The sequence below is a fragment of the Pseudomonas sp. 1L-B-1-E-C1 genome, assembly GCF_057291835.1.
Genome location: NZ_JBXAWN010000021.1, coordinates 28,340 through 43,628, shown reverse-complemented (window position 1 = coordinate 43,628; position 15,289 = coordinate 28,340). Strand labels below are relative to the sequence as shown.

Sequence of the window (15,289 nt, the reverse complement as noted above, 5' to 3'; positions counted from 1 at the left end):
AGGCGATCGTAGTCGTAGCGGACTTTCATCCCATCGGGCAGGGTTTTGACGAGCAAACGCCCGGCCTTGTCGCGCTCATACCGGGTGAGCAGACTCAGGCCGAAATCACCAAACTCGGTCTTTTCCAGCAGATGACCGTTGAGGTCATACGCATAAGCCGTGGGCCGCCCATCAAACCCGGTTTCCTGGCGGATCAATCCGGTCGGCGTGTAATCCAGTCGGTACTTTTCTCCGGACTCGTTTTCAATCTCGGTGAGCAGCAACCGCGCATGGTCATAGCGGTACTGCACGCGGGTGCCGTCGGGGTTGATCCGCCGCGAGACCAGGTGCAAATCATCGTCATATTCATAGCGGGTGATGCGCCCGAGTTCATCGCGTTCAGCAGTGATCTGGCCGTAGGCGCCGTAGCTGTAGGCGCGCGTGCTGCCCGTAGGAGAAGTCGTCAGGATCAGTCGGCCGGCCGCGTCCCACTGCTGACGGCTGACGACACCAAATTCATCCTGGGTGGTAATCCGCCGTCCCAGCGCATCGTAGGAAAAGCGCCGCACGCCGCCATCGGGCAGGGTTTCTTCAATGAGCTGGCCGAGCTCGTTCCACACCCAGCGATGGCGGCTGCTGTCCGGGTAACGCAACGACAGCAACTGACCGCGCAGGTTGTAGTAGTAATGGGTGACCTGACCGTCAGGATCGACCGCTTCGGTGACCGCGCCTTCGGCGTTGCGCCGATAGATCCACACTGCGTCGCCACGGCTACGCTTGTGGAGAAAACCGTTGCGGTACTCGTAGGACGTTGGCGCCTCGTCCGGCGGAATCAGCGCGACCAGCCGCCCGAGTTCGTCGTAGCGGTACTCGGTGACCGCGCCCAAAGCATCCTGCTCGGCGATCAAGCGGCCCTGCTCGTCATAGGCCTTGAGCTGCTCGCCACCATCGGCCGCGACCTGCCGCACAAGCCGTGCGCGCTCGTCGTGGACGTAGACTTCTTCGGTGCCGTCGACGTAGTGCACGGTCACGCTGGCGTCGTCATCGTTCCAGACGTAACGCGTGTTCATCTGCGAGAACGAGGCCCAATGGCGCACGCAGCGCGCCGCTTTGCCCTCGCGTTGCCACTCCCAGAAGAAGCTGGCGCCACCGGTCAGCTGGCGCTGAAGGATGACGTGGTGGTCGTCGTAGTCGTAGCGCTCGCTGTCGCCAACCGCGTTGGTCGCGACCAACAGGCGTTGGCGGGCATCGAAGCTGTAGGTGGCGAGGTTTTGTTCGGTGGTCCACTCGCCCTGAACCAAGACCTGATAATCGACCGCCACCAGTTGCGTGCGGTCATAACGCAACAGCAGCGCGCGGCCGGCGCCGTTATCGAGACGCTGAATGCGGTCGGAGCGGTCGCGTTGCAGGGTCAGACGATTGCCGTAGACATCGCTGATCGCCGTCAGCCGGCCGGCGCGAAAGTGATAGAACCGCGCGCTGTCCCCGGCCAGAGCGAGAATCAGTTCTTCCGGTTCATCGCCGAGAAAGATCGCCGCCCGTGACAGGCTGTTGTGAATCGCCGGGCGGGCGACATTGGGCAGGGGAAAGCGGGTGCGGCGATTCTCGTGGTCGATCCAGATCACGCCATCGCCGTCGAAAGCCAGCCGATGGGCCAGGGTATGGCTCCAGCCGAAACCCAGGCCGATGTCGATCTCGACGGCGCTGCTGCGATACAAACGGGTGAACTCGAAGGGCAGCACACCGTCGAGCACCGCGTCGGTCAGGGTCAGCAGTTCTTCGCCGGTGACCATCGACACCGGACAGCCGTTTTTGCAGGTATTGGGGACGCAGTCGGCGGCGTCGCCGTTGGGGTTTTTCGCCTGGTCGGGGGCGTCGTCGTGGGGCTCGTGGCGCTCAAGGCGCGCCATGCCTTGGGATTTTTCCCGCGCGAGGGTTGCCGGATTCGGCACGTTGAGCACCACCGCGTCGGCCTGGCGAATGTTCAGCGGAATCGACGGCGTCGGCTTCAGCTGAACATTCCGGGCGTGAACCATCAGCGGCTTTAGCGTGCTCGCGTGCTGCTTGAGTTCCGGCGTCGAAGTCAGCTCAGCAAGACGCAAGGCTGAGGCGGCCAGCCATTCCCGCGCCCGTGGCGACTTGATCCTGGCCAGCACCTTGCTGCTCAAACGCAGCGATACGCCGGCACCGCCCGCCACGCGCATCAACAGGAAACTGATCAGCAACTCAGTGCGAACTTCGGCCACCACTTCGGCGAGATATTGCGGCGGCAGCATCTTCAGCCAACTGGTGAACGCAGCCAGATGAATGAACAGCAACGGCTCGTCGCTGAGCATCAGCAAGGCGTTGGCAATCGCTTCATTTGAAGCGGCAAGCAGCGCCTCAAGTTCGACTTCGCTCAGGTATTCCAGGAGCTTTGCGCTGTGCTCCTGCAGATCAGCGAGGAGGGCGAACAGCTGTTGGATGTCATCCCAGACCCCGTTCAGGGCTTTTTCCAGACCGCGCCAATCGGCCCGTTGCAACTGTCCGTAACGATCAAGAAAACCGCCGCTGGAAAACTCCATCCACTGCGGCTGAAAGCCTGTCCATTCGCCGCGCAGCCAACCTTCAAGACCGGCAATGACCCCTTCATATGAGGCATACAGGGCGCGGACATGGGCGGAGGAAACGTTGGGAAAGAAGGTGATGCGATAGCGCTGGCCGCGCATGCAATCGGTCACCTCGAGGATCCCGCTCGGGCCGATGGTGTAGCGCAGTGGCTCGCCGTAGGTCTGCACGCCGTCGACTTCGCTGAGCAGCGGTTCGAGGGTCACCGGGGTGTCGCCGATCGGCACAAAGCGCGCGGTTTCGAACAAATGCACCAGGGTCAGCGGCCCGCTGGCCGGACACATGACCACCGATGAGCTGACAGGTGCGCGCGAGGTGATCGGCGCGCTCAGTTGCACGTCATTGCCGACCTGGAACACCTGCTCAATGTCCAGCGCCGTCCCGGTCCAGAACTGCTCGGCCCAGGCCTCGTAGTTGTTCAGGCACAGGCGGAACTCGTCGATCAGCGCTTCAAAATCTGGCTGCTTGGGATTCAGGGCGGCCACCACCAGCAGTCCGATGCTGTTGTTCAGGGCCAGGAGCCGATCGGGTTGAAACATTCGCAGTCGCTCGCGCATAGGAAGAAACGGGAGCGCGGACTTTGCGGGGGATCAAAAAGGAAAGAAGTCGGGGAAGTAGGCAGTATCTGTAGGATGTTTCGCTAAATGCGCAGAGCGCGTCGACGGGATTGCCCGTTGCCCAATGTCCATCGCCCTCGCTATGCTGCTGAACCCATTAATCAGATCCGCGTTGCGGCACGTTGCCTGTCGCCCGGGATGTCTTTGTTAACGGATCCGATGATGAATGCACCGCTGAAGACGTTCGGCCCGATCAAGGCCGTGATTTTCGATATGGACGGTTTGCTGCTCGACACCGAGGGCATTTACACCGAGGTCACCTCGCTGATTGCCGGGCGCTACGGGAAAACCTTTGACTGGAGCGTCAAGCAGAACATCATTGGTCGCGGTGCCAATGACCTGGCCAATTACGTGGTGCAGGCGCTGGAGCTACCGATCACCCCACAAGAGTTTCTTGAGATTCGCGAGCCGCTGATGCGCGAGCGTTTCCCCAAGGCGCAGGCGATGCCGGGGGCCGAGGCGCTGGTGCGTCACCTCAAGGCGCATAACATTCCGATTGCGGTCGGCACCAGTTCGTCGCGCCAGTCGTTCGGCCAGAAAACCACCCTGCACCGTGACTGGTTCGCGCTGTTCGATTTCATCGTCACGGCGGATGATCCGGAAGTCGGCGCGGCCAAACCGGCGCCGGACATCTTCCTCACCGCCGCCCGGCGGCTGGGCGTTGCGCCCAAGGATTGTCTGGTGTTTGAGGATTCGCCGTTCGGCGTCACTGCGGCGAAAGCAGCAGGCATGACCGCGATCGCCATCCCTGACGCCGCGATGGCCGATGAGAAGTATGCCCACGCCGACGGCATTCTTCGCTCGCTGAAAGACTTCAGGCCAAGCGCTTTTGGTCTGCCGACGCTGGAACTGGCCTGATCGCTCAGATAAAAACGCCGCCCTTCCTATAAAGAAGGGCGGCGTTTTTTGGCCGGTCTGTCAGGCGCCGAAACCACCGTCGATGGTCAGGCTGGCACCGGTGATGTAACCGGCTTCCGGCCCGGCCAGGTAGGCGACGAAGCTGGCGATTTCATCGGGAGTGCCGTAACGACCCACAGCCATCAGCGGGATCAGGCTCTCGGCGAAGTCGCCATGGGCCGGGTTCATGTCGGTGTCGACCGGGCCAGGTTGCACGTTGTTGATGGTGATGCCGCGCGGGCCGAGGTCGCGGGCCAGGCCTTTGGTCAGGCCGACCAGCGCCGATTTGCTCATCGCGTAGACACCGCCACCGCCGAAGGGCATGCGGTCGGCGTTGGTGCTGCCGATGTTGATGATCCGTGAGCCTTCGCCCATGTGCTTCGCCGCTTCCTGCGAAGCGATAAACACGCTGCGCACGTTGATGGCCAGGGTCTGATCGAAGTCTTCCAGTTTGAAATCTTCCAGCGGCGCGATGGCCAGCACGCCGGCGTTGTTGACCAGGATGTCCAGCCGGCCAAACGCTTCGACGGTGGCGCTGACGGCGTGGCGAATCGCGCTGGCATCAGCGCTGTCGGCCTTGATCGCCAAGGCTTTGCCGCCGTTGCCGGTGATGCTGTTCTGCAGCTCTTCGGCTTTGGCGGCGGAGCTGACGTAAGTGAAAGCCACGGCGGCGCCTTCAGCGGCCAGACGTTTGACGATGGCTGCGCCGATGCCGCGCGAACCGCCTTGAATCAGAGCGACTTTGCCGCTGAGGTGTTGAGTGGTCATGTTCGATCTCCAAGTGTTCAAGGCGGAGTGCCTTGCTGTTGGTGCCGAGTATCGGCGTGGCATCGACAACCGGGTAGACCATGATTGCTATAGTCTGTGTAAACCAGAAGTTTATAGTGGCGATCATGGAAACGTTCAGCAGTATCGAATGCTTTGTGCGCAGCGCCGAAGTCGGCAGCTTTGCCGAAGCCGCGCGGCGCTTGAGCCTGACCCCGGCAGCGGTGGGCAAGAGCGTGGCGAAACTGGAAGCGCGCCTCGGCGTGCGGCTGTTCCAGCGTAGTACACGCAGCCTGACGTTGACCGAAGCGGGGCAGCTGTTTTTGAGTGAGGTCAGCGCCAGCCTGACCACCATCCAGAATGCCGTGGCCAATCTGGCCAGCGCTGGAGGGCAGCCGGCCGGTACGCTGAAAGTCAGCATGGGCACGGTGTTCGGGCGTCTGTATATCGTGCCGCTGCTCGGTGAATTCTTGCGGCGCTATCCGGCGATCAACCCGGACTGGCATTTCGATAACCGTCAGGTCGATCTGATCGGGCAGGGCTTCGACGCGGCGATTGGCGGCGGCTTTGAACTGCCACAAGGCGTGGTTGCGCGCAGGCTGACGCCGGCGCATCGGGTGCTGGTGGCGTCGCAGGATTATCTGCAGAACCATGCGCCGATCGTGCATCCCGATGATCTCCAGCTGCACGACGGCATTCTGATTCGCTCACCGCAGACCGGGCGTGTGCGTTCCTGGCAACTCAGCCATCGCGATCAGCAACACAGTCCGCTGACGTTGCGGGCGCGGATGACCATGAGCGATTCTGAGGCGGCGTGTGCGACGGCGATGCAAGGTTTGGGCATTGCGCTGGTGAGCATGCCGTTTGCGGTCGCGTATCTTCAGGCAGGGACGTTACAGCGGGTGCTGCCGGACTGGTTTGTCGATGACGGCAACATTTCGATCTATTACGCCGAGCACAAATTGTTGCCGGGCAAGACCCGGGCGTTTGTTGATTTTGTGATTGAGCAGTTTGTTGAGCAGGGGCTGGGGCGGCGGTTTAGTGCCATCTAAGTAAGGCTTGGGACCGAGTCGTTTGCATTCGCGAGCAGGCTCGCTCCCACAGGGGACGCATTCCAAATGTAGGAGTGAGCCTGCTCGCGATGAACGATAACGCGGTCTATCGAGCAAACCGCTGCGCCCAGCCAATAATGGTCTTCGGCCGTGGCGTCGCATACGTGCGCACCTTGGACGTCGACAACTTCAAGCGCACCAGCGATTCGGCAATCGTCACCGCCGCCGTGACCCCGTCCACCACCGGCACGCCGGTGCGCCGACGGATCTGTTCGTCCAGCCCGGCCATGCCGCCGCAGCCCAGGCAAATCACCTCGGCCTTGTCCTGGGTAACCGCCAATTCCGCCTGCTGCACGATCGCTTCCAGTGCCCGCTGCGGTTCGTGTTCCAGCTCCAGAACCGCCAGACCACTGGCGCGCACCGAGGCACAGCGATCCCACAGGCCGGACAATTTCAGCCGATCCTCGATCAGCGGCACGGTGCGATCCAGCGTGGTCACCACCGAGTAGGCATGGCCGAGAAACATCGCGGTGCTGGCCGCCGCGTCAGTGATATCTACCACTGGCACGTTGAGCAATTCCTGCAAGCCTTCGCGGCCGTGCTCGCCGTAGCCAGCCTGGATCACCGCATCGAACGGATGATCGTAGGCCATCACCCGATCCATCACGGCGATGGCGGCCAGGTAGCTTTCGAAATTGCCTTCAATCGATTCGGCGCCGAAGTACGGGGTCAGGCCGACGATTTCGGTACCGGGTGAAGCGACGGCCTGCGCCGAGCGGGCGATGGCGTCGGTGATGGATTCGGTGGTGTTGACGTTGACCACGAGAATACGCATGGAAAATCCTTATTGCGGGCAGTGGTGCGGCCCGAAAACCGGGCCGCGAAGGGATCAGTGGCAGACGTTATCCACAGCGATGCATTCGCCGCTGACGTCGGCGTAGTGCGTCTGGCGTTTGGCGATGATCAGGTAAAGCATGCCGGCGATGCCGGCACCGATCAGCCAGGAGAACGGCGAAACGTTGTGGAAACCTGGCACCAGCGCCAGGACGATGGCGATCAGCGCTGCAGGAATAAACGCCGCCACCGCGCGGAAATTGATGCCGCGGTTGTAGTAATAAGCGCCATTGGGGTCTTCACTGTAGAGCTGCGGCACGTTGATCCGGCCTTTGCGGATCAGCCAGTAGTCGACCATGATCACCCCGTACAACGGGCCGAGCAGGGCACCGAGGCCCGATAGGAAGTAAACGATCACCAGCGGGCTGTTGTAGAGGTTCCACGGCAGGATCAACACGGCGATGGTCGCGCTGATCAGCCCGGCGCGGCGGAAAGTCAGGTACTTCGGCGCGAGGTTGCTGAGAACAAACGCCGGGGCAACGAAATTGGCCATGATGTTCACCGCGACGGTGACGATCAGAAAAGCCAGGCAGCCGAGCACCAGAAAGAAGGTGTTGGGGATCGAGGCGATGATCTCGGTTGGGCTTTCAATGATCCGCCCGTTGATCTGGAACTGCGCGCCACAGAGCAGCACGGTAATCGCGGCGAATACCAGAATGTTCACCGGCAAGCCCCAGAAATTTCCTACCTTGATGGTCTTGCGGCACGGCGAAGAGCGGGCGAAGTCGCAGAAATTAAGGATGAGCGTGCCGTAGATCGCCAGCCACAACGCGCCGCCAGCAAAAATGTTGCGCCACATCTCGGCCCCGGTCAGCGGCTCGCGAATCGACCAGGCAATGGTCGCGTTGGCCTGGAAATACATCCACGCGGCGAGGGCGGCAACGGTCAGCAGAATCACCGGCCCGGCAAACGCCTCGTAACGGCGCACCATCTCCATGCCGTAGGCGAGGATCGCCAGTTGCACCAGCCAGATCACCACAAAGCACACCCAGCCCAGGCTCGACAGGCCGAGAATCGAGTTGTGATCGTATTCGGCGAAACCGGGATGCACGGCGGTGAGCAAGACGCGGAATACCACCGAGGCAAGATAAGTCTGAATACCGAACCAGGCGATGGCGATAACTGCCCTGATCAATGCAGGAATTTGCGCACCATGGATGCCGAAACTGATCCGGCTGATCACCGGAAACGGCACCCCGGTTTTCTGCCCCATGTAGCCGGACAGGTTCATGAAGAAGTACACCAGCGCCGCGCCGATCCCCAGCGACAGAAGAATCTGCCAGCCGCCCAGGCCCAACGCATACAGGCCGATGGCGAACGAGTAGTTGGCGATGTTGTGCACGTCATTCGTCCACAGGGCGAAGATGCTGTACTGACCCCAGCGCCGTCCCTCGGCTTTGGTCGGCGCCAGATCGCTGTTGTGCAGACGCGGGCTCAGTTGCAGCGGCTCGCTCAATCCGTCGTGGGGCAACGGTTGATCAAGCGTGGAGGAGGGCAGATTCAGCGCGATGTTATTCGAAAGACTTGTACGCATTCCGGCAGGCTCCTGACGTTCACCGCCGCGATGACTGTGCATGAGCGCTCAGGCTCGACAAATCTTCGGCGCGGCGGTGAAACCATCACTGGTTACGGGGCATCTGCAGCCTGTACGGGATAGGGCGCTTCAGGCTTGCGGATCGAAAGTGTGCATGTTTTGCAGTTTTGTATACAAAACATGTATGCGATAAAGCCAGATTTGTGCCAGTTGCGGATCTAGCGGCAGCGCGGATCATTTCGAATAGTTATCGATGGGTCATAAGACGCTGAAAAAACGGCGATATAAACTGATCGACTGGACAGGTATTTTTTTTCGGGGAGGGATTTTGCAGAAAGGCAGGCAGATGGGACTCTGCTGAGGAATGTAACTTTTCAGGGCGTAAAAACTGAAAGTGCACACATAAATGGCACCGATGGTGACAACCTTGTGTACACATTTAAGAACTGTGCAGATGACCCCTGTGGGAGCGAGCTTGCTCGCGAAGGCGTTGTGTCAGTGACAATTTTATCGACTGGAATACCGCATTCGCGAGCAAGCTCGCTCCCACAGGTTCTTATTTCAACAGGAAATCAAACCTTGCTCTTGCTGATGATATTCCCCGCATGCAGCCCGCATTCTTTCTGCGTGGCTTCTTCCCACCACCAGCGGCCTTCGCGCTCGTGCTGGTTCGGCAGTACCGGGCGGGTGCAGGGTTCGCAACCGATGCTGATGAAACCACGCTCGTGCAAGCTGTTGTACGGCAGTTCGAGCATGCGGATATAACCCCAGATCTCTTCGCTGCTCATCTGCGCCAGCGGGTTGAACTTGTATAGAGTGCGTTCCGGCGTCGAGAAGGCTGTGTCGATTTCCAGCACCGCTACGGCGCTGCGGGTGCCCGGGCTCTGGTCGCGGCGCTGGCCGGTGGCCCAGGCTTTTACGTCGGACAGCTTGCGGCGCAGCGGTTCGATCTTGCGGATGCCGCAGCACTCGCCATGGCCGTCCTTATAAAAACTGAACAGGCCTTTTTCCTTCACGAACGGTTCGAGCTTCGTGTAGTCCGGCGAGACGATTTCGATGTCGATCTGGAAGTGCTCGCGCACTTGCTCGATGAAGCGGTAGGTCTCCGGATGCAGGCGGCCGGTGTCGAGGCTGAACACTTTGACGTTCTTGTTCAGCTTCCACGCCATGTCCACCAGCACCACGTCCTCGGCGCCGCTGAAAGATATCCACAAGTCATCGCCGAACTCGGCAAACGCGAGTTTGAGGATGTCCTGGGCGGATTTGTTGGCATAGGTCGTGGCGAGTTCCACGACGTCGAACGTTGGGCTCATCAGGGCGGCTTCCTACAGGTCAGTGGCGCTCGGGCGCTCTATAGGGGGCCGATGGTAACAAAAAGCTGCCGCGCCCGGGGCGTCCTCTGCGTTGCGCGCCTCAGGTGCAAAGGCTAGAGTTCGGCCTCGCTCGACCCAATAATCACTACAAACGGGAGTGTCCTGTGGAAATTGCTTGCCTGGATCTTGAAGGGGTACTGGTACCGGAAATCTGGATCGCCTTCGCCGAAAAAACCGGAATCGACGCCCTCAAGGCCACCACCCGCGACATTCCCGATTACGACGTATTGATGAAGCAGCGTCTGCGCATCCTCGATGAACACGGCCTCAAGCTCTCGGACATTCAGGAAGTGATCGCCACGCTGAAACCGCTGGACGGCGCGGTGGAGTTCGTCAACTGGCTGCGCGAGCGCTTTCAGGTGGTGATTCTCTCGGACACTTTTTATGAATTCTCGCAGCCGCTGATGCGCCAGCTGGGCTTCCCGACTCTGCTTTGCCACCGCTTGGTCACTGACGAAACCGGGCGGGTGACTGGCTATCAACTGCGTCAAAAAGATCCCAAGCGCCAGTCGGTGCTGGCGTTCAAGGGCCTGTATTACCGGGTGATTGCGGCGGGCGATTCGTACAACGACACGACGATGCTCGGTGAGGCAGATGCAGGGATTCTGTTTCATGCGCCGGACAACGTGATTCGCGAGTTTCCGCAGTTCCCGGCGGTGCATACGTTTGAAGAGCTGAAGCAGGAATTTCTCAAGGCCTCAAACCGCGACTTGAGTCTGTAAACCGTCCCTGTAGGAGCTGCCGAAGGCTGCGATCTTTTGATTTTCAAAAGCAAAGATCGCAGCCTTCGGCAGCTCCTGCAGGGGGTGTGTCATTCAGAGGTTTTGCAGGGTATCGAGCAGGATCCGCACTTTGGTGATCGATTCCTGATACTCCGCCTGCCAGTCGGAATCGGCGACGATCCCGCCGCCGCCCCAACAGCACACCTGGCCATCCTTGACCAACAGACTGCGAATGGCGATGGAGCTGTCCATCTCGCCGCGCACGTCCAGGTACAGCAACGATCCGCAATACAACCCGCGCCGGGTCGGCTCCAGCTCGTCGATGATCTGCATCGCCCTAATCTTCGGTGCGCCGGTGATCGAGCCGCCGGGGAAGCTGCCGGCGATCAGGTCCAGCGCGTCACGCTCCGCCGCCAGTTCACCGGTCACGCTGCTGACCAGATGATGCACATTCGGATAGCTCTCCAGACTGAATAGCTCCGGCACGCGCACCGAGCCGATGCGACAGGTGCGCCCGAGGTCGTTGCGCAGCAGGTCGACGATCATCAGGTTTTCCGCGCGATCCTTGGGGCTGGCCAACAGTTCGGCGGCGTTGGCGGCGTCTTCGGCTGGGGTCAGGCCGCGGGGGCGGGTGCCTTTGATCGGACGGGTTTCGACTTGGCGCTGGCTGACTCTGACGAAGCGTTCCGGCGACAGGCTAAGCACCGCGCCACCGTCGGGCAGGCTCTGGAAACCGGAGAACGGTGTCGGGCAGGCTAGGCGCAATGCGCAATAAGCCAGCCATGGGTCGCCCTGACATTCAGCGCGGAAGCGTTGCGCGAAGTTGACCTGATAGCAATCGCCGGCCTGGATGTAATTCTGAATGCGCTCGAAGGCCTGACGGTAATCGTCTGCCGAGAGATCAGCGGCCATCGGCGCATTCAGTTTGAAGGGCGCCAGCGCGTCAACTTGAGGCTGAGTGAACAGCGCGACCAGTCGCTGCCGTTCACTGTCAGCAAGCGATGGATGAAAGACCAATTGGCTGGTTTGCGCCTGGTGATCGCTGATCAATGCCCAGTCATAAAGACCAAAACGCGCATCGGGCAGTTGCAAGTCATCCAGCGCTTGGCTCGGCAGGTTCTCCAGATGCCGGCCGAAGTCGTAGCTCAGGTAACCGATCAGTCCGCCGGCGAACGGCAATTCGTACCCGGCAGGCAATTGTGCTTCGCCCAAGCGGCTGAGGTTGTCGCGCAGGCGCTGCAGAAAGTGCGCACCGCTTTCGTCCGGCAATACCGCCAGTTGTTCCAGCGGCCAGGCGCTGAGCAAGTCATAACGGCCGCGTTCAGCGCTCGGCCGGCCGCTGTCGAGCAGCACGGCGCCGGGAGCGTGGCGGATGGCCGCGAAATAGTCGGCGGGATTGGCGCGGTAGGGCAGCGGGTGTACGGAACAGGTCAACATGGGCGGGGCAGATCGGCCGTTGAGGCGGGGTGAGGATTGTAGTCCTCTCGCAGGCCAGATCAAAGTCAAAAGCCTACCCCCTCACCCCAGCCCTCTCCCCCAAGGGGGCGAGGGGGAAAGGGAGCAGAACTGCATGCTTTTCAAGATCCGAATTCCGCTCGTTATTCCGCAAAAGGGAGCCGATCTTCACGCTTTTCAAAGCCTGCGTTCGACTCAAGACGTTGAGGTCGGCGTATCTCGCCTAGACACCTCGGTCAGTCCCCTCTCCCTCCGGGAGAGGGCTAGGGTGAGGGGCTTTTCAGCTTTTAGCCTTCGACCGCAGGTATATGCCCAAACATTTCCTGAGTAAACGCCACCCGCTCTTCAACCGACTCCGTCACGCCCCGCGCCTTCAGCTCTTCCAGCCGCGCTTCCACCGCATGGGTACGCAAAGTCAGCCCGCAATCGTTGGCGATCTGAATATTCAGCCCCGGCCGCGCATTCAGTTCAAGAATCAGCGGGCCTTTTTCCTGATCGAGCACCATGTCCACACCGATATAACCCAGCCCGCACAGCTCGTAGCAACCGGCGGCGAGTTTCATGAAACCGTCCCAGTAGGGCAGTTGCACGCCGTCCACCGCGTTGGTGGTGTCGGGGTGTTTGGTGATGATGTTGTTCAGCCAGGTGCCACGCAGCGTAAGGCCGGTGGCCAGATCCACACCAACGCCAATGGCGCCCTGGTGCAGGTTGGCCTTGCCGCCGGACTGGCGGGTCGGCAAACGAAGCATCGCCATCACCGGGTAACCCATCAGCACGATGATGCGGATGTCCGGCACGCCTTCGTAGCTGATGCTTTTGAAGATCTGGTCCGGGGTCACGCGGTATTCGATCAGCGCGCGGTCGCGGTGGCCGCCCAGCGAGTACAGGCCGGTGAGGATGCTCGAGATGTGATGCTCCAGCTCTTCATGGGCGAGGATCTTGCCCGACACCGTGCGATAGCGACCTTCGAAGCGGTCGGCGATGACGATGATGCCGTCGCCGCCCGCGCCTTGCGCTGGTTTGATCACGAAGTCGCTGCGCCCGCCGATGATCTCGTCGAGCTTGTCGATTTCCTTCTCGGTGGAGATCACTCCGTACAGCTCCGGCACATGGATGCCGGCGGCGATGGCGCGTTCCTTGGTGAGGATCTTGTCATCGACGATCGGGTACAGGCTGCGCTTGTTGTACTTGAGCACGTAGTCCGCGTTTCGGCGGTTGATGCCCATGATGCCGCGCGCCTCGAGGGCCTTCCAGGTCTTCCAGAAACCGAACATCAGGCGTCAGCCTTCTTCAGGAAGGCCTTGAAACGCACCAGTTCGGTCAGGCGGTAGCCGCGATAGCGACCCATCGCCAGCATGAAGCCGACCAGAATCAGCAGGATCGCCGGGAAGGTGAAGACGAAGTACACCAGCTCCGGCACGGTCATGATCAGGTGCGCCAGGGAGGCGGCGAACAGCGTGCCGATGGCGACTTTCAGCGCATGGTTGGCGCCGCGTTCTTCCCAGGTGATCGACAGACGCTCGATGGTCATGGTCAGAATCACCATCGGGAACAGCGCCACCGACAAGCCACGCTCAAGCCCCAGCTTGTGGCTGAACAGACTGATCGCCGCTATCAGCACCACGACAAACGTCAGTACCACTGACAGGCGCGGCAGCATTTGCAGTTTCAGATGCTCAAGATAAGAGCGCAATGACAGGCCCAGCGCGGTAATCACCGTGAACAGCAGAATGCCGAAGCCCAGTTGCGTTTCGCGGAAGGCCAGGGCGATCAGCACCGGGGTGAACGTGCCCAGGGTCTGCAGGCCGATCAGGTTGCGCAGGATCAGGATCACCAGCACGCCGATCGGGATCATCACCATGATCATGAAGGTCTGCTGGGTCTGCAGCGGCAGGCCGTACAGCGAGTAATCGAGGAAGTTGGCGTCAGTGTTTTCGTCGGTCAGCTTGGCCAGACGAATCGCGTTCATCTCGCTGTTGTTCAGGCTGAAGGTCACGTTGGCTTTCTTGCCGCCGTCGACGGTGATCAGGTTTTCGTCGCCGGTCCACCACAGCAGGCGGTCGGTTGGCAGGCCTTGCTCACCGGTCTCCGGATTGAAGTACAGCCAGTCGTTACCGTTGAAGCTGCGCAGCCACAGCTCGGGTGTCTGTGGCTGATCGGCAACGAGGCGGATGGTGTGGACTTTTTCTACCGGAACGTGGGCAATCGACAGCAGCAATTCAACAATTTTGGCTTTGTGCGAGGTCGACGGATCGCCGGCCAGCAGCAACTTCACATTGTCGTCGTTGACGTTGTTGACGCGCTTGATCGCCTCGCCAATAAAGGTTTCGACGTCGGCCGAATGTTGGCGGATCGGCGCGAGCAGGGCTTCGGCGGCGATCTTTTCCGGGCCTTCGATGACCATGCTGTCACGGAAGGTCGGGCCTTTGACCTTGGATTTTTCCGCGGTGTACCGCTTGGTCAGCACCAGACGGTAATACAAGGTCTGGTTGCCCTTGGCGCGACGGGCCGACCAGGTCACCTTGCGGTTGCCGTCGACGCGGTTGACCGCGACGCCGTAGTTATTGGAGATGAAGCTTTCGTTGAGACTGACGTAATCGCGGCTCAACGGCGGCACGAACATCTGGATCTTCACCGGATCTTTGGTACTGGCGACGAACTCGACCTTGGCGTCGATGTTCCACAGGTCGTCGGTGGCGTCTTCGGTCACCGGGATGCCGAGCACGAAAATCTGATAGGCCGTAACCGAAACGCCCAGCAGCACCAGCACGGCGATCAGGATTTTCAGGTGGAAGGTTAGAGAACGCATGGAAATTACTCGGCGGTATGAGCGGCGATGGTGCAGGCAGGTTTGCCGGCAGCGTATTTAAGACTGGGGTCGACCAGCGCGTCGAAGCGTTTCAGCGCCTCGGAGCCGATCAAAAGCGGGTATTGGAACGCACTTCGGTCGGTGAGGTTCACTTCGATGCTGCGCAATGCCGAACCCATGCAGATATCCAGCTCGATCACCGGACGGGCGGTGTACTGCTTGCCTTCTTCCGGGTCGTAGTCGCCGGCGCGGCGCTTGATCTTGCTGACCCGCGCGAGCGGCCGTTCGATCGGGTGCGAATGCGCGGCGTCGATCGCCAGGTAGAAACGTACCCAGGATTCACCGTTGCGTTTGAAGCGTTTGATGTCGCGAGCGCTCAGCGAGGCGGTTTTCGCCCCGGTGTCGAGTTTGGCCGCAACTTCCAGATTGATGCCGTCAAGCGAAGCGTATTCGTTGAGGCCGTACACGGTTTTTTCCCCCGCGGCGGCGAGGCCGGGCAGGCAAAACAGAGCAAAAAAGGTGGGGAAAGGCTTGAGTCTCATAAATCCTGGTGCGCAGCGTTCCGTTATCGGTTCAGGTGCCCGC

At 60.6% G+C, this 15,289-nt stretch carries 12 protein-coding genes; 3 read left to right on the top strand and 9 right to left on the bottom strand.

The annotated features are described in order from the left end of the window. On the bottom strand, positions 1-3,125 hold a 3,125-nt coding region (locus AC0Z4S_RS26050), incomplete at its 3' end, for a DUF6531 domain-containing protein (RefSeq protein ID WP_485625066.1). Between the two features lie 240 nt (positions 3,126-3,365). Here AC0Z4S_RS26050 and AC0Z4S_RS26045 point away from each other — a divergent pair. Continuing rightward, complete coding sequence (locus tag AC0Z4S_RS26045) at positions 3,366-4,061, top strand: HAD-IA family hydrolase (protein WP_471879459.1); 696 nt, start codon at positions 3,366-3,368, stop codon at positions 4,059-4,061. A 60-nt stretch (positions 4,062-4,121) separates the two neighbouring features. Here AC0Z4S_RS26045 and AC0Z4S_RS26040 read toward each other — a convergent pair whose 3' ends face one another. Continuing rightward, positions 4,122-4,868, bottom strand: a complete 747-nt coding sequence (locus tag AC0Z4S_RS26040; protein ID WP_485625065.1) for a 3-oxoacyl-ACP reductase family protein — start codon at positions 4,866-4,868, stop codon at positions 4,122-4,124. A gap of 125 nt (positions 4,869-4,993) precedes the next feature. On the opposite strand from AC0Z4S_RS26040, the gene AC0Z4S_RS26035 reads away from it, so the two are divergent. Further along, complete coding sequence (locus AC0Z4S_RS26035) at positions 4,994-5,917, top strand: LysR family transcriptional regulator (protein WP_485625064.1); 924 nt, start codon at positions 4,994-4,996, stop codon at positions 5,915-5,917. Between the two features lie 106 nt (positions 5,918-6,023). On the opposite strand, the gene AC0Z4S_RS26030 is transcribed toward AC0Z4S_RS26035, so the two are convergent. The 3 genes from AC0Z4S_RS26030 to AC0Z4S_RS26020 all read right to left on the bottom strand — a co-directional run bounded on the left by AC0Z4S_RS26030 (position 6,024) and on the right by AC0Z4S_RS26020 (position 9,658). Continuing rightward, positions 6,024-6,752, bottom strand: a complete 729-nt coding sequence (locus AC0Z4S_RS26030) for an aspartate/glutamate racemase family protein (RefSeq protein WP_485625063.1) — start codon at positions 6,750-6,752, stop codon at positions 6,024-6,026. Between the two features lie 54 nt (positions 6,753-6,806). Continuing rightward, the gene (locus tag AC0Z4S_RS26025) at positions 6,807-8,345 is read right to left on the bottom strand and encodes an NCS1 family nucleobase:cation symporter-1 (protein ID WP_485625062.1); all 1,539 of its coding nucleotides are present in this window, start codon (positions 8,343-8,345) and stop codon (positions 6,807-6,809) included. A 572-nt stretch (positions 8,346-8,917) separates the two neighbouring features. After that, positions 8,918-9,658, bottom strand: coding sequence for a phosphoadenylyl-sulfate reductase (locus AC0Z4S_RS26020; RefSeq protein WP_485625061.1), 741 nt, complete (start codon positions 9,656-9,658; stop codon positions 8,918-8,920). A 164-nt stretch (positions 9,659-9,822) separates the two neighbouring features. Here AC0Z4S_RS26020 and thrH point away from each other — a divergent pair, with 164 nt between their 5' ends. Continuing rightward, entirely contained in the window at positions 9,823-10,440 is a 618-nt protein-coding gene (thrH, locus tag AC0Z4S_RS26015) for a bifunctional phosphoserine phosphatase/homoserine phosphotransferase ThrH (RefSeq protein WP_485625060.1), read from the top strand. A 93-nt stretch (positions 10,441-10,533) separates the two neighbouring features. On the opposite strand, the gene pabB is transcribed toward thrH, so the two are convergent. From pabB to rloA, 4 genes are all read right to left on the bottom strand, one after another. Beyond that, positions 10,534-11,877 (bottom strand): aminodeoxychorismate synthase component I, encoded by a 1,344-nt coding sequence (gene pabB / locus AC0Z4S_RS26010; protein ID WP_485625059.1) that lies wholly within the window; start codon positions 11,875-11,877, stop codon positions 10,534-10,536. A 305-nt stretch (positions 11,878-12,182) separates the two neighbouring features. Beyond that, the gene (locus AC0Z4S_RS26005) at positions 12,183-13,169 is read right to left on the bottom strand and encodes an alpha-L-glutamate ligase-like protein (RefSeq protein ID WP_056784132.1); all 987 of its coding nucleotides are present in this window, start codon (positions 13,167-13,169) and stop codon (positions 12,183-12,185) included. Beyond that, positions 13,169-14,704 carry an osmotic stress tolerance membrane protein RloB gene (gene rloB / locus AC0Z4S_RS26000; RefSeq protein WP_116659146.1) on the bottom strand — a complete coding sequence of 512 codons (1,536 nt, stop codon included), beginning with the start codon at positions 14,702-14,704 and terminating at the stop codon, positions 13,169-13,171. Before rloB ends, AC0Z4S_RS26005 begins: the two co-directional genes overlap by 1 nt. A 5-nt stretch (positions 14,705-14,709) precedes the next feature. Continuing rightward, positions 14,710-15,246: a retropepsin-like aspartic peptidase RloA gene (gene rloA, locus AC0Z4S_RS25995; RefSeq protein WP_039762988.1), complete on the bottom strand. Its 537-nt coding sequence runs from the start codon at positions 15,244-15,246 to the stop codon at positions 14,710-14,712. Positions 15,247-15,289 lie beyond the last annotated feature (43 nt).

What these genes read in the sequence shown, in the direction of transcription:
- AC0Z4S_RS26045 (WP_471879459.1), top strand. Translation starts at nt 3,366, where the DNA reads ATGAATGCACCGCTGAAGACGTTCGGCCCGATCAAGGCCGTGATTTTC.
- AC0Z4S_RS26040 (WP_485625065.1), bottom strand. Translation starts at nt 4,868, where the DNA reads ATGACCACTCAACACCTCAGCGGCAAAGTCGCTCTGATTCAAGGCGGT.
- AC0Z4S_RS26035 (WP_485625064.1), top strand. Translation starts at nt 4,994, where the DNA reads ATGGAAACGTTCAGCAGTATCGAATGCTTTGTGCGCAGCGCCGAAGTC.
- AC0Z4S_RS26030 (WP_485625063.1), bottom strand. Translation starts at nt 6,752, where the DNA reads ATGCGTATTCTCGTGGTCAACGTCAACACCACCGAATCCATCACCGAC.
- AC0Z4S_RS26025 (WP_485625062.1), bottom strand. Translation starts at nt 8,345, where the DNA reads ATGCGTACAAGTCTTTCGAATAACATCGCGCTGAATCTGCCCTCCTCC.
- AC0Z4S_RS26020 (WP_485625061.1), bottom strand. Translation starts at nt 9,658, where the DNA reads ATGAGCCCAACGTTCGACGTCGTGGAACTCGCCACGACCTATGCCAAC.
- pabB (WP_485625059.1), bottom strand. Translation starts at nt 11,877, where the DNA reads ATGTTGACCTGTTCCGTACACCCGCTGCCCTACCGCGCCAATCCCGCC.
- AC0Z4S_RS26005 (WP_056784132.1), bottom strand. Translation starts at nt 13,169, where the DNA reads ATGTTCGGTTTCTGGAAGACCTGGAAGGCCCTCGAGGCGCGCGGCATC.
- rloB (WP_116659146.1), bottom strand. Translation starts at nt 14,704, where the DNA reads ATGCGTTCTCTAACCTTCCACCTGAAAATCCTGATCGCCGTGCTGGTG.
- rloA (WP_039762988.1), bottom strand. Translation starts at nt 15,246, where the DNA reads ATGAGACTCAAGCCTTTCCCCACCTTTTTTGCTCTGTTTTGCCTGCCC.